The organism is Pseudoalteromonas shioyasakiensis (assembly GCF_024518675.1).
Classification (GTDB): Bacteria; Pseudomonadota; Gammaproteobacteria; order Enterobacterales; family Alteromonadaceae; genus Pseudoalteromonas; species Pseudoalteromonas shioyasakiensis_B.
This window is the reverse complement of record NZ_JANIGL010000006.1, coordinates 242404-255178: the sequence shown is the minus strand read 5'-3', so window position 1 is coordinate 255178 and position 12775 is coordinate 242404. Positions and strand designations below refer to the sequence as shown.

Sequence of the window (12775 nt, the reverse complement as noted above, 5' to 3'; positions counted from 1 at the left end):
CTGTAAGCTGTAAGCTGTAAGCTGTAAGCTGTAAGCTGTAAGCTGTAAGCTGTAAGCTGTAAGCTGTAAGCTGTAAGCTGTAAGCTGTAAGCTGTAAGCTGTAAGCTGTAAGCTGTAAGCTGTAAGCAAAAATATTCTTAATTTATATTTAGCAATGCAACATCTTTTTTATTTAAGTGGTTTATTCACAAAGAGTTGGAAGGTTAAAGTGAAGTGAAAGGCGCTAGGTTAAAGGTGCTAGGAAGTGATAGGTTCTAGGTACTAGGCGAAAGGGCCAAGGAGCTAGGTTAAAGGTGCACTTTATTTTGTGGGAACCGGCTTTAGCCGTGATTGTTTTTGCGGTTATGTGTTAGTTAAAGCCTATCGGCGCTAAAGCGCTCTCCTACAAAGGTAAAAGATGCTGTAACCCGAAGCTCGTTGCACAAAGCCCCCGGCTTTTCTCATTTTGTTCTCATTCACTTCTCTTTGTGAAAAATGGTTTTTAACTTAATTTTTTAGGTATGTAATGCAAAATTTTTTTCTCGATATAATTACAGTCATGCAAAGCCAGTTATGGTTTTATTTATTAACCATAGGCCTTGTTAGCCTTTGCGTTGGCAGCTTTTTAAATGTGGTGATTTATCGCATCCCTGAAATGATGAAACGTGAATGGCACAGTGAATGTCGAATTTTACTTGCCGATGAACTAAAACAAAATGAGCAGCCAAAATCAAAAGCTGAGGTTTTTAACCTTATAAAACCCAACTCAACTTGCCCTAAATGTAAAACAGCTATTAAGCCTTGGCAGAATATCCCGATAATTAGTTGGCTGTTATTAAAAGGTCGCTGTGCAAGTTGTGATAACCCAATATCAGTACGCTACCCTATTGTAGAAATGCTCACAGCTTTATTAAGCTTAGCTGTAGCCGCCACTTTTGGAGCGACAGACTTAGCCCTTGTGTATATTTTTATCACTTGGGTTTTGGTTGCCCTTACCTTTATTGATATTGATCACATGTTACTACCAGATCAACTCACTCTGCCCCTAGTTTGGCTTGCTTTAATTGCCTCTGTACTTGGTATTACGCACATCACTCCTAGCGATGCAATTATTGGTGCCGCATGCGGCTATTTAAGCCTTTGGAGCGTGTATTGGCTATTTAAACTAGTTACCGGAAAAGAAGGTATGGGCTATGGTGATTTTAAATTACTCGCAGTTTTTGGCGCCCTACTTGGTTGGCAATCTTTATTAACCATTATTTTACTCTCAAGTGTGGTTGGCGCAATCATTGGCATCGCACTGTTGAGTATACAAGGTAAAGACAAAGCCACCCCTATTCCATTTGGCCCTTATTTAGCCATTGCAGGCTGGGTTACCTTACTTTGGGGTGAGCAAATTCAAAGTATCTATTTTAATACATTAGGATATTAAAATGGCTGCAACTGAAAACATTAATAACTGGGTTTTAGGTTTAACTGGCGGTATTGGCTCAGGTAAAAGTGCCGTAAGTAATATGCTTGCAGCGCGCAATATTACTATTGTTGATGCAGATATTATTGCTCGAGAAGTTGTCGCGCCAAATAGTACAGGCTTAAATGCAATTAAAGCGCATTTTGGTGCGAGCATTTTAAATACCGACGCCTCGTTAAACCGCGCGCAATTACGTGAAATAATTTTTACAGACAACGATCAAAAAACGTGGCTAAATAACTTATTACATCCACTAATACGAGAAAAAACCCTCAACGATTTAAACACCGCCACCAGCGACTATGTGGTACTTGTTGCGCCATTATTATTTGAAAATAACTTACACCAATACTGCCAACGTACCCTTGTAATAGACGTGCCGGTTTCAGTACAGCTAAGCCGTACAATAAACCGCGATAATGTCAGTGAGCAACAAGCTAATAGCATTATTGCTGCTCAAATGTCTCGTGAAGACAAACTAGCCAAAGCTGATGATGTTTTAGATAATAATCGTTCCTTAGAGCATGTTGAGATAGAGCTCGAAAAACTACACCAAGAGTATTTAGCATTGGCTAAACAATCCAATAAACGCTAAATAATGAGAAAATAAAAAACTTTTCATCTTTTTGTTTGCAAATTAAGCTAAATCGACAAGACTGATGTTATACCCTTCTTTTTTCTGATAAATTGCTAACATGAAAGGTTCTTATCGGGTGCGCAATGAATATTAATTCACCATTATTACGAAAATTTATCACTCTAGGCCGTATTGATGCCGAAACGGTTAAGTTAAAACAGCGTGAGTTTGCCTCTACTGCTGAGCTTATTGCCAAGTGTAGTGGTATTAATGGCCATGAACTTGCAGAGCAATGCATTGACTTATTTCGTGTGCCTTACTTTGATTTACGTGATTTTAATGTTGATTTGATCCCGCAAGAACTGGTTAAAGAAAAGCTTATTAGGCAGCACCATATTCTGCCCCTAGTTAAAAAAGGCCGTAAGCTTTATATTGCTGCCTCTGATCCTACAGATTATGGCGCATTTGAAAACTTTGAATTTAGTACAGGCCTCTCTTGTGAAGTGGTTGTGGTTGACTACCAACAGCTCGACAACAAAATAGAGCAACTCCTAGATGCCTCAGGCAGCTTGCATCTAAGTGATGATGAATTTAAAGAATTTGCTGATTTAGATACAGATGGCCCAAAAGAACAAACCTCTAATGATGACGAAAAAGACGATGCCCCGATTATCGTCTACATTAATAAAATTTTAATGGACGCCATTAAAAAAGGCGCTTCTGATTTACACTTTGAGCCGTATGAACATAAATACCGCGTGCGCTTTCGTATAGATGGTATTTTACATGAAATGGCAAGCCCGCCTAATAGCCTAGCAACCCGGCTATCCGCACGTATTAAAGTTATGTCACGCCTAGATATTGCAGAAAAACGTAAGCCTCAAGATGGCCGTATAAAATTAAAAATCACCGAGCGTAAAAGCATTGATTTTCGTGTAAGTACCCTACCGACCCTCTGGGGTGAGAAAATCGTAATGCGTATCTTGGATTCATCCAGTGCAATGCTTGGTATTGATGTACTTGGTTATGAACCGGAGCAGAAAAAACTCTACATGGATGCGTTAGAGCAACCCCAAGGGATGATTTTAGTTACCGGCCCTACGGGCTCTGGTAAAACCGTATCGCTGTATACGGGCTTAAATATTCTCAATCAACCTGAGCGAAATATTAGTACCGCAGAGGATCCGGTTGAAATCAACCTTGAAGGGATCAACCAAGTACAAATTAATCCAAAGGCAGACATGACCTTTGCCAATGCGCTTAAAGCCTTTTTACGTCAAGATCCTGATGTGGTTATGGTTGGTGAGATCCGTGACCTAGAAACCGCAGAGATATCAATTAAAGCGGCGCAAACAGGTCACTTGGTTATGTCGACTCTACATACTAACTCGGCACCAGAGACCCTAACCCGTTTATTAAATATGGGCGTGCCTGCATACAACGTAGCAAGCTCAATTACCTTGATTATTGCACAGCGACTTGCCCGTCGTTTATGCCCTAAATGCAAAACACCAGAAACATTACCACCAGAAGAATTAAAGCGCCAAGGGTTTAGCGAGCTGCAAATTAGTGAGTTAACATTGTTTGCCCCTAAAGGCTGTGACAGCTGTACCGAAGGCTATAAAGGCCGTGTAGGTATTTACGAAGTGATGCAAATAACACCAGAAATTGCACAAATAATTATGCGCGGCGGAAACTCACTCGAAATTGCAGAGGTGTCGTTAAAATCAGGCTTTAATAATTTACGGTTATCGGGCCTTAAAAAAGCCGCAGATGGTGTAACATCCCTTGCTGAAATAAACCGAGTTACTAGTTTTTAAATAAAGGCCACAGGGAACTGATTAAAAGATCTAAACCTAACATCTATGGCTTAAAACGTAGGAGAGCGCTTTAGCCGCGAAAAAGTAAAGTTTCACCACAGAAAACATGAGAGAGACAGAGAAAAAATAGTACTTCATTTTTTCTACGCGGTGCAGTGAAGCAGCTCGGTGGTAAAATGTGTTTTTAAATAGTGACTTTAATAATCGTAAATAATTTATATGAGAATCTGTATGCCAACAGTTGTAAACTGCCCCACTTGTAAAACCAAAGTTGAATGGTCTGAGCAAAGCCCACACCGCCCATTTTGTTCAAAGCGCTGTCAGTTAATTGATTTAGGGGAATGGTCGTTTGAAAATAATAAGATCTCAGCACCTATTACCTCCGCAGAAGATTTAAGCCAAGATATGATAGAAGATATTGAAGAAATGCTCGCCAAAAACGATGACGACTTTTTCAAATAAGCAACAAAAAAAGGCGAAAGTTTCCTTTCGCCTTATCACCGTTAAGTTTTATTTCAAAAGCTTACAACATTAACTTTCTGTCGTTTCATCAGCTTTTTTATCGCCACGTTTACCTTTGCGTTGGCCTTTGTCTTTCATCTTTTTAGCAAAACGTTTTTTCATTTTGCTGTATTTTTCGCGTTGTTCTGCATTTAGAATTTGCCAAACGGTGTGTTCCATTTTAAGTTTTTGCATCGCGAATTTTTCAGCTTTAGCTTCACGTGAGTCAAGAAGCTCTTGTGCTGCATTTTCATCAAATGTCGCTTTTGCTAACAACACATCCATTTTAGCTTTGAATGCTTCGCGCTGTACTTTACGAGCGTCTTTATCGCCACGCATTGCTTTCATTTGCTCTTTTTGCGCTTCGAAGGCCGCTTTTAATTGCGTTTGTTGCTCTTGTGTTAGATCCAATTTTTCAGCGCCGCGTTCTGACAGTAAAAAACGCGCTTCATGCATGCCTTTACCATGATGCATACCGCCTTTTGCAAGCGCAACACCTGTACCAAGTGTTGCTGTTGCTAATCCACAAATTAATACTAGTTTACTTAGTTTGCGTGTGATCATAATCATTACCTCTTGGTTGGGAATATTATTCACTTTGGCTGCTGCCTTAGCGAGTAAGTTAACTATAACAACTGCAATGCAAAGCAACGCAAATAAGTGTAAAGGTTATGTAAAGATTACCATTTATACACTTTACTGGGTAAAATGTAGGTATTGCAGCATAGCGAGATTGGCTAAATGAAACTATTAATGATTGATGATGATACAGGGTTATGCGAACTCCTGAGCGAGTACCTAACAGCGCAAGGCTACACAGTTGAGTGTGTTCATGACGGAGAGCAAGGGCTGAAAAAAGCACTTGAGCATGAGTATGCGCTTATTTTACTTGATGTCATGCTACCTAAACTGGATGGCTTTGAAGTGCTCAAACAGTTAAGACAAAAAAAGTTAACCCCGGTTATAATGCTTACTGCAAAAGGCGAAGATTTCGATCGCATTTTTGGTCTTGAGCTAGGCGCTGATGACTATATTCCTAAGCCTTTTAATCATCGGGAATTACTCGCTCGAGTAAAAGCGATTACCCGCCGCATTGAGCATATCGCAAGCTTGGGCAACACCAGCTCTAATAAACTAACCGTTAATAATATTATTATTAATCTTGCTGCTCGCGAAGCTTATGTTGATAACAACGAGCTAAGCCTAACTGGCACTGAGTATGAAGTACTGGCTTTATTAGTAAAAAATGCCGGCGAAGTAGTAAGTAAAGAACAAATTAGTGAAGAAGTTCTGGGCAGGCGCTTAGCCTCTTTTGATCGTTCAATCGATATGCACGTCAGCAATATTCGTAAAAAAATTGCAGAGTATAATAGCTCTGAACGCATTAAAACTATGCGAGGAACAGGTTATGTCTTTATCCGCGGAGAGTAAAAACACGGGCTTAGCTTGGTTAAAGCACCCTAAGGACTTTTTATTTTTTAAAATTTTTGTCTGGTTTTGGCTAACCGTTATCGGCACGATCACCGCTTTGGTCTTTTTAAGTAACATTGCTACAAATCAAGTAAGCACCGAAGAGTTACGTGGCCCGATGAAAAAAAACCTTGAGTACACAGCCAAAAGTATTGAACGCAGTGCCATAAAACACAAAAAAACGGCAGCTGAAATATTAAATCACCCCCGGCTAGCCAAGCGAAAATTACTCTATTTAAACTCTGATCAAGCAGAAAACTCATTAACCAGTCGCCTACCTGCTGATGATGTGGATTTAAACATACTTAACTTTACTAAAACTATGTCGCCACAAGTGATCTTCACAGAAACCTATCAAGCGTTTGGCCCTGTGAAAGTAAACCTACCAGAGGGGACGTTCTACCTTTACGAAATCGATGAGAGCCACCCAGCCCCGTTTTTAATACGCCTAAAGCTAATGCCAATTTGGCTAAAGACCACGATTGCTTTGCTCGCTTCATTGACCCTGAGCTTTATTTTTAGCCGTAACTTAATCGCTCCCATAAACCATTTAAAACAAGCAGCAATTAAGCTCTCTAAAGGAGACTTAACTGCACGCGCTAATATTAATGAAAATAGACGAGATGAGCTGGGTATTTTAGGAAGAGACTTTAACAGTATGGCCAGCCAAATTGAGCAACTAGTTACAGCGCAAAAGCGTCTGTTAGCTGATATTTCTCATGAATTACGCTCCCCTCTCACACGCTTAAAAATGGCAACAGGTCTTGCGCAAATGCAAGCATCTGATGCAAATCAAACATATTTAGAGCGGATAGAAAAAGAGGCAAATCAGCTTGATAAAATGATTGCCGACGTGCTGCAAGTTTCGCGATTAGAAGCCAAAAGCCAAACTTTGTCATTACATAAACAATCAATGCAAGTTATTATTAATCATGTACTTAATGATGCCCAGTTTGAAGCTAAGCAATGCAATAAAACTTTACAGGTTGAAGGTGAACTTAACCTAGATATTTATTGTGATGAAAGCCTTATCGCCAGCGCCCTGGAAAATGTATTACGTAATGCAATTAAATACGCAGAACATACCATCACCATAAAGTTAGCATTAACAGAGACCATTAACATTGAAATAAATGATGATGGCCCAGGTGTCGAACCTGCAAATTTAACCCGATTATGCGAGCCTTTCTTTAGGCAATCAGACGCCAGAGACAGAACAAGCGGTGGCACCGGCCTAGGCTTAGCCATTGCTAAAAACGCTATTACGGCGCACGCAGGTAATTTAACCCTGCATAATCAGAAACAGAGCGGTCTTAGCGTTAAAATTGTTTTACCCATTAAGAAGCAACAATAACTATGTTTTATAGCTCAGAGCAAACCCTGCTAAACCAGCAACAAGACATTGCAGATTTTTTTACCCAGCAGGTAACTAAACAACACTTAACAACCGCCAATGGTAAGTTATATTATGGTTTTTCGATTCCTCAGCATGCCCATACCGCAGTGGTTATTAGCTCAGGCCGTATCGAAGGACTCGATAAATACCAAGAACTGCTGTGGGAACTATATAAAAACAGCTATGCCGTGTTTATTGTTGATCATCAGGGGCAAGGCCGCTCCTACCGTGCTTTAGCAAATCCTCATAAAGGCTTTGTAAAACAGTTTTCTGATTATGCACAAGACCTCGATTTATTTGATACGCAAATCGTCAACCAGCATTGGCAAGGCAAAAAAGTCATGCTTGGTCATTCTATGGGTGGGGCAATTGCGTTTGATTATTTGGCTCGGTTTGAAAATAACTACAGTGGTGTATTTTTATCAGCGCCAATGTTTGATATTTACACCAAAGGCACACCAAAACCACTTGCCAAGTTAGCGGCTAAGATTGCCTGTTTGGTTGGGTTAAATACGTTATACGCTTTTGGCCAAGGAGATTATAAGCCTGAAGAGTTTGCGGTAAATAGCCTAACAAGCAGCGAAATTCGCTATCAACTTTTTCGTAAAACATACCATAAAGAACCGAGTATTCAGTTAGGTGGTGTGACCTATGGCTGGCTCAATGCCGCTTTTAAATTTATTGCAAGCATAGAGCAGTTAACACTCTCGGTGCCTATGTTTATTGCCAGTGCCCAATTGGATACCGTGGTAGATAACCAAGCCCAGCATAACATTACCCATAAGCAAAAAACGGCTATTTTAGAAACCTTCAGTGATGCAAAGCATGAGTTACTCTTTGAGCAAGACACAATTCGTAAAGCGGTATTAACTCGCTTTTATGAATTTTCAGGTTCACTTACTTGAGTTTGGCTCAGTGAAAGTGGGTCTTGATGGATCAAAATATCCATCTCACAATCAAATTCGGCTTGGATCATTGCAACCACTTCATCTGCAACATAGTGTGCTCTGATCAGCGGCAAGGTATCTTCAAGCTCTAAATGCATTTGTATAAACTTAACTTTACCACCTTGACGAGTTCGCACATCGTGCACACCAAATACGTCATCATGACTATTTGCAATCGCCACTATTTGTGACTTTTCTGCATCAGGGAGCTCTTTATCCATTAAGTGATCGGCACTTTGGCGGGCTATATCCCAACTGTTATAGAGTAAGTAAGCCGCAACACCAATGGCAAATAATGGATCAGCGTATTGCATACCACTTTGTGATAGTACAATTGCCACCAGCACAGCGGCATTTAATATAATATCGCCTTTATAGTGCACTGAATCAGCTTTAATCGCTATCGACTCAGTATGATTGACGACCTTTGTTTGAACAAAGACCACCACTAGGGTACAGAAAATAGCGAAAATACTCACCCATATACCCAACATAGAATGACTTAACACCACAGGGTTAAATAAGCGCTCAACACCATGAAACGCCAACAAACAACCAGAGCCTGCTATAAATGCCGCTTGACCGAGTCCCGCTAACGCCTCTGCTTTACCATGGCCAAAACGATGATCATCATCAGCAGGTCTCAGTGCGTAACCTAACACTAAAAAGCTCATCGCTGAGGCGGTAATGTCCATTAAAGAATCAGTCAGCGAGCCAAGCATAGATGCAGAACCCGACGCCAACCATGCCCAGCATTTAGCTGCAATCATCAGGCTAACCATAACCATAGTGACCGCACTGGCGGTTTTCACCCAAAATTCATAACTGCGATGATGCACAACAACCCTTAATTCAAAACTACCGTGATGGACTATAAGTATATCACTTATTTACGCTATACTCTGCGCAGAAATTTTTACCTTGAGGCAATTATGCTCGACATCGTTTTATACCAACCTGAAATTCCACCTAATACAGGCAATATCATCCGTTTGTGTGCTAACACAGGATTCTCTTTGCACCTCATTGAACCTTTAGGGTTTGAATGGGACGATAAACGAGTAAAACGAGCTGGCCTTGATTACCATGAATTTAGCCATGTACAACGCCATGCTTCATTTGAGGCCTACCTAGAAAAGTGCCAACCAAAAAAAGTATATGCCTGTACTACTAAAGGTAGCCAGTTCCATCATCAAGCCAGCTATGAAGCCGGTGATTGTCTGGTTTTTGGCCCTGAAACTCGAGGCTTACCAGATGAGTTAATTCAGTCGTTACCTAATGAGCAGCGCGTACGCATCCCAATGCAAGCCAACAGCCGCAGTATGAATTTATCCAATGCGGTTGCCGTTTTTGTATACGAATCATGGCGTCAGTTAGGCTTCCCTAACGCAGAGTAATTAAAAACAACCGTATGAGCGCTAATAGAGGCGCTCAATTTAGCTCACAGGCAGTGAACTACCCAGCGACTTCGCTTCGCTCTGATCACGGGGTTTTCTCGACAATTTTAGATAAAAACCATCTTTTCTCATTAGCCAGAATCACTTTCCTCAACTAATCTTTATTGATTGTTCATTTATTCAAAAATGGTAATTAATGCTTTCACTATTACGTATGGTTTGTATTTGCACCATGCTGTTTAGCACACCAATATTCGCAAATATAGGCGCAACTGTTGCCACACCAGCAATTAGTTTGGCAAATGAAAGCGAGCAAGCTGACATCATAAATAGCAGTAATGACAACGCTGCTTTAACGCCTAATAAACCAGCTACTTTTGGCTTTTCAGCTTGGAGTAAATACGTTCCAATAAGCTTAGTGTTTCTTATCATACTTTTATTAATCGTCTATAAACTAAAAAGAAACGCCAAACATAATTTAGCCAATGCTTTAATGAAGCAATCTAAAGATGCTATTTTCATTGCCGACGAAAACTTTAAAGTTACAGAAATAAATAGCGCATTCACCACCATTAGCGGCTATCAGCTTGATGATGTGATCACTAAAAAACTAAAAGCCCTAACCCCACAAGGGAGAGACCGCAGTCTTGAAAGCCTAATTTATAATGAGCTAAAAACGGACGGTTATTGGTCTGGCGAGGTTTGGAACTTACGCAAAGACGGGCAACCCTATGCTTTAGACTTAACCATGACGCAAGTAAAAACACCGCACATTCGCACTAATAAAGCGCACTATATTGGTTTATTTTCAGATGTGACTGCCCGTAAAAATAATGAGCGCGCCATGCTCAAACTCACCACTCGCGATTCGGTAACAGGGCTGTCTAATAGAACCATTTTTATTGAATCCGTTAATAAAGCAATTCAAAGCTGCAATAGCGAATACCCTAATTTATTAATTTTGTTTATCGATTTAGATAACTTTAAAAAGATAAATGACTCTTTCGGCCACTCGGTTGGTGATGAACTGCTTAAAGAAGTCGCCGCTAGGCTGACTGCCAGCTTAAACTCAGCATATACTATTGCCCGCTTGGGAGGTGACGAATTTGCCATCCTTATTCCGCCCTACCTTTACTCTGATAAAACAATTTTTTATGCCAAAAAACAAGCTGACCAAATCCTCAAACAATTTCAAGAGCCTTTTGTGCTCAATGGGATTGAAAGTTTTATCTCTGCGTGTTGTGGCATTGCCGCATACCCAGACAATGGCTACACCAGCGAAGCAATAATGCGCAGTGCCAATAGCGCACTGAATCATGCTAAAAAGCTTGGCCATAATAATTACCAGTTTTTTGATGAATCAAAACATACGCTAGATCCTAATGAGATAAGTAAAGAAAGTGCGCTGTTTCATGCTATCACGAATCACGATTTTGAATTGTTTTATCAGGCTAAATATGATGTAGAAAAAGATCACATCCATGGCTTTGAAGCGCTGGTTCGTTGGCCACAAATCGATGGCACAATTATTAGTCCAGTCGAGTTTATCCCACTTGCTGAACAAAATGGGGCGATCATTCCACTTACTGCAGTACTGATGAAACAGCTTTTTAAACAACTCGAAACTTGGCGGGCGGATAACATTAACTTTGGCAAAGTAGCCATGAATATATCTGCATTACACTTTCAACAAACAAGCTTAGTTGAAACCCTAACACAATGCCTAAATACCTATAATGTACCTGCTCGTTGTATTGAGTTAGAAGTGACAGAAAGCGCGATGATGGATAGCCCTGAGTTTGCATTACAGCAAATGAATCGTTTAAAGGCGCTAGGTTTTACGATCGCACTGGATGATTTTGGTACGGGTCATTCATCTTTAGGTTATTTGAAACGCTTTCCTATCGATACATTAAAAATAGACCGCTCCTTTATACAAGATATTACCGAGAGTGAACAAGATAGAAACATAACAGCAACCATTATTCGGTTAGCAAAATACCTCAATATAGCTGTGGTTGCGGAAGGGGTAGAAACAAAGTCGCAGGCTTATATGCTTCATGTTATGGGTTGCAATATCATGCAAGGTTTTTATTACAGTCGCCCTCTGCACGCAAATAAAGTGGCCTCTTTTATTACTAAAAACACCTTAAACAAAAAAAGTAAATAAACAAGCGCGGCCGACAAGCCACGCTTATAATTCTTATTACTCTGATTTTTGCTCGCGACCTAATAGCGCCATCGCCGCCTCTTTCACGTCTTTATTTTCATATAAAACTTGATAGATTTGCTCTGTAATAGGCATTTCGATGCCTGTACGCTGCGCCAGTAAATACACTTCTTTGGTATTGCGATAGCCTTCAACAACTTGGCCTATAGACTCAATAGCAGCCTCAACCCCTTCACCTTTACCTAGAGCTAAACCAAAGCGACGGTTTCGTGATTGGTTATCAGTACAGGTTAGAATTAAATCCCCCAGACCAGCCATTCCCATAAAGGTTTCTGATTTAGCGCCTAATGCGCAACCCAAACGACATAACTCAGCCAAACCTCGGGTGATCAATGCGGTACGGGCATTCGCGCCAAAGCCAAAGCCATCAGACATACCAGCACCAATTGCGATGACATTTTTAACGGCACCACCGAGCTGAATACCGATAAAGTCATTATTGTTGTACACCCTAAAAGAGCGACCACAATGCAGTAAATCAGCTAACTGTTTGGCAAATGTTGTTGACGTTGCAGAAACAGAAATTGCGGTAGGTAACCCTATTGCCATTTCTTTCGCAAATGTAGGACCAGAAACCACAGCTAAAGGCACATCATCACCAAGCTCTTGTTGTGCAACTTCTTGCAACAAACGTCCGGTATTAGGCTCAAGGCCCTTGGTGGCCCAAGCAATTTGCGCCCCTTCACGTAAAGATGGCTTAATTTGTCGTAGTGTATCGCCAAACGCATGGCTTGGAACAACGACTAAAACAATTTGACTATCATTAACTGCGGAGTGTAAATCGGCTTCAAGAAGCAAAGTCTCAGGGAAAGTAACATCGGGTAGGTAACGTTGATTTTTCCGCTCAGCTGCAAGCGTGGCAACGTCTTCACTATTGCGACCCCAAAGTGTCACTTGGTGACCATTTCGGGCTAAGCAAATAGCAAGGGCGGTGCCATAAGACCCCGCCCCTAATACAGTAACAGCTGAATTTGCTGTACTCATAAA

Annotated in this window: 12 protein-coding genes; 9 read left to right on the top strand and 3 right to left on the bottom strand. The window is 40.7% G+C overall.

Annotation, left to right across the window (positions count from 1 at the left end):
• Nucleotides 1-505 precede the first annotated feature (505 nt).
• The 4 genes from NQT69_RS16415 (at nt 506) to yacG (ending at nt 4309) form a co-directional block, all read left to right on the top strand.
• A complete protein-coding gene (locus NQT69_RS16415) occupies nt 506-1411 on the top strand; it encodes a prepilin peptidase (RefSeq protein ID WP_306174079.1) in 906 nt (301 codons plus the stop codon).
• A gap of 1 nt (nt 1412) precedes the next feature.
• On the top strand, nt 1413-2045 hold the full coding sequence (coaE, locus tag NQT69_RS16410; RefSeq protein ID WP_256828750.1) for a dephospho-CoA kinase: 633 nt from the start codon (nt 1413-1415) through the stop codon (nt 2043-2045).
• Between the two features lie 125 nt (nt 2046-2170).
• On the top strand, nt 2171-3847 hold the full coding sequence (gene pilB / locus NQT69_RS16405) for a type IV-A pilus assembly ATPase PilB (protein ID WP_256828749.1): 1677 nt from the start codon (nt 2171-2173) through the stop codon (nt 3845-3847).
• Between the two features lie 231 nt (nt 3848-4078).
• Complete coding sequence (gene yacG / locus NQT69_RS16400; protein ID WP_087534398.1) at nt 4079-4309, top strand: DNA gyrase inhibitor YacG; 231 nt, start codon at nt 4079-4081, stop codon at nt 4307-4309.
• 69 nt (nt 4310-4378) lie between these two features.
• Here yacG and NQT69_RS16395 read toward each other — a convergent pair whose 3' ends face one another.
• A complete protein-coding gene (locus NQT69_RS16395; RefSeq protein ID WP_256828748.1) occupies nt 4379-4912 on the bottom strand; it encodes a Spy/CpxP family protein refolding chaperone in 534 nt (177 codons plus the stop codon).
• 177 nt (nt 4913-5089) lie between these two features.
• Here NQT69_RS16395 and NQT69_RS16390 point away from each other — a divergent pair, with 177 nt between their 5' ends.
• Genes NQT69_RS16390 through NQT69_RS16380 form a run of 3 tightly spaced genes read left to right on the top strand, consistent with a single transcriptional unit; the run spans nt 5090 to nt 8119 of the window.
• Entirely contained in the window at nt 5090-5779 is a 690-nt protein-coding gene (locus NQT69_RS16390; RefSeq protein WP_256828747.1) for a response regulator transcription factor, read from the top strand.
• Nucleotides 5757-7172: an ATP-binding protein gene (locus tag NQT69_RS16385; protein WP_256828746.1), complete on the top strand. Its 1416-nt coding sequence runs from the start codon at nt 5757-5759 to the stop codon at nt 7170-7172. Before NQT69_RS16390 ends, NQT69_RS16385 begins: the two co-directional genes overlap by 23 nt.
• Nucleotides 7173-7174: 2 nt before the next feature.
• A complete protein-coding gene (locus NQT69_RS16380) occupies nt 7175-8119 on the top strand; it encodes an alpha/beta fold hydrolase (protein ID WP_256828745.1) in 945 nt (314 codons plus the stop codon).
• On the opposite strand, the gene NQT69_RS16375 is transcribed toward NQT69_RS16380, so the two are convergent.
• Nucleotides 8092-9000, bottom strand: coding sequence for a cation diffusion facilitator family transporter (locus tag NQT69_RS16375; protein WP_256828744.1), 909 nt, complete (start codon nt 8998-9000; stop codon nt 8092-8094). The genes NQT69_RS16380 and NQT69_RS16375 overlap by 28 nt on opposite strands.
• Nucleotides 9001-9093: 93 nt before the next feature.
• Between NQT69_RS16375 and trmL the strand changes: the two genes are divergently transcribed.
• Both trmL and NQT69_RS16365 read left to right on the top strand, forming a co-directional pair.
• Nucleotides 9094-9558 carry a tRNA (uridine(34)/cytosine(34)/5-carboxymethylaminomethyluridine(34)-2'-O)-methyltransferase TrmL gene (gene trmL, locus NQT69_RS16370; RefSeq protein WP_256828743.1) on the top strand — a complete coding sequence of 155 codons (465 nt, stop codon included), beginning with the start codon at nt 9094-9096 and terminating at the stop codon, nt 9556-9558.
• Nucleotides 9559-9754: 196 nt separating this feature from the next.
• Nucleotides 9755-11728, top strand: a complete 1974-nt coding sequence (locus tag NQT69_RS16365; protein ID WP_256828742.1) for a putative bifunctional diguanylate cyclase/phosphodiesterase — start codon at nt 9755-9757, stop codon at nt 11726-11728.
• A 36-nt stretch (nt 11729-11764) separates the two neighbouring features.
• Here the strand turns inward: NQT69_RS16365 and gpsA are convergent, their stop codons facing one another.
• Nucleotides 11765-12772 (bottom strand): NAD(P)H-dependent glycerol-3-phosphate dehydrogenase, encoded by a 1008-nt coding sequence (gene gpsA / locus NQT69_RS16360; protein ID WP_256828741.1) that lies wholly within the window; start codon nt 12770-12772, stop codon nt 11765-11767.
• Nucleotides 12773-12775: the final 3 nt, after the last annotated feature.